At 46.9% G+C, this 1334-nt stretch carries 1 protein-coding gene; it reads right to left on the bottom strand.

Annotated elements, in window-relative coordinates; genetic code table 11:
* Window positions 1-19: 19 nt before the first annotated feature.
* Window positions 20-1264, bottom strand: coding sequence for an IS4 family transposase (locus M2404_RS20235; RefSeq protein WP_259241820.1), 1245 nt, complete (start codon window positions 1262-1264; stop codon window positions 20-22).
* Window positions 1265-1334 lie beyond the last annotated feature (70 nt).

Raw genomic sequence — 1334 nt, 5'->3', positions numbered from 1 at the left:
CTGAGGGATCCCCACGAATTTAGCCTTCGCATTCAATGTTGTAACTCGCCGTATCCAACAAGTGTTTACAGTGGCGCAAGGTATTGCGCCACTGTGCTGTTGTAAACACCACCCGTTTGACCATGGCTCTTAACCCCAGAGTGTGAAATGACAAGACTCGTCTGTCACGATAACTGTTTGCCTGGAACCGGCGCTGCTGATTGGCTATGGTCAGTCCTACGCCGAGTAATGTCAGTACTAATGAAGCTAAATTACTCAGCAGTAGTAATAGGCTTATGCGGTGCAGCTTGACGCTACTGCTTTGCTCGAAGCCCAGACCAAACTGAGCACTTTTCATATCTCTGAAGCTTTCTTCTATCTGCATGCGCTGCCGGTAAATCACCACGACCTGTTTGCTGTGATGGCGGGTTTGTGGCAAGTTCGACGCCAACAACCAAGGATCTGAATTCGCCCGCGCATTTGATTTAGATGTTTTAGAGCGCTTGATACTACCATCAGCATTCAGTGAATGTCGTCCCTGAGCTTTTTGTTTATACAGTGTGAGTGTGCAGGGAAACGGCGTATTCCGTGCAATCTGTGCGTGATATTGCTTTGGTTTCTGCGTGGCTTTAGCATACAGCCGGCTAATACACTGCCAGTGTGCACCACTGTCGACAGTGTAAAAATTGGGCTTGCGAACCCTGCCGACAAAATACCAACCCAGCGCTTCAACTTGCCTGAACCACGGTGTTTTAAAGCCTGCATCAGTAACGATCACTGGTTTGCAACTCGCAGGCAGCAGAAATGATAACCGGCGTAAAAATAGTTTATGTGCAGCAGGTTTCTCTTTGGTACTCAGCGGGTGAACCTCTTCATAAAGCGTGATAGCCCGGCCATCAAAATTCAGTGAAGCACGAAGCAGAAAGTGCCTTTTACACTCATCTAAATCAGACCAATCAATGCTTATCGTTGGATGTTTGGACGTGCCAAATAGTCGGCAGATTGCTCCGTAAATCAGCGGTTGTTCACGCAGTAAATGTGGATTAGACAACAGCCTGTCAGCACGCTTGATGTTATGTTTTTCAAAGGCATTGGAGTGAATGCCCCGACCAATACTGGTCACAGTAGCAGCATTGCCGTTTGCCAGGCTATGCACGCAATCAATGACGGCTTTTTGCCTGGTTGCATGCATTTGGGGTGTGACAAATGAAACGATATTGGTCAAGATACTACGAACATTCATGGCTGTTTGGTCTCGGTGATGTTTGGCGATTGATCTGATCACCGAACGCCATGAATGTTCCTTATGAGTTCATCTTTTTGTTTTAGTTAATAATTTTGTGGGGATACCTCAG

It is taken from the genome of Rheinheimera pacifica (assembly GCF_024809855.1).
Taxonomy (GTDB): domain Bacteria; phylum Pseudomonadota; class Gammaproteobacteria; order Enterobacterales; family Alteromonadaceae; genus Alishewanella; species Alishewanella pacifica_A.
Note: the sequence above shows the minus strand (reverse complement) of the source record. Positions and strands in the feature narration are given on the sequence as shown.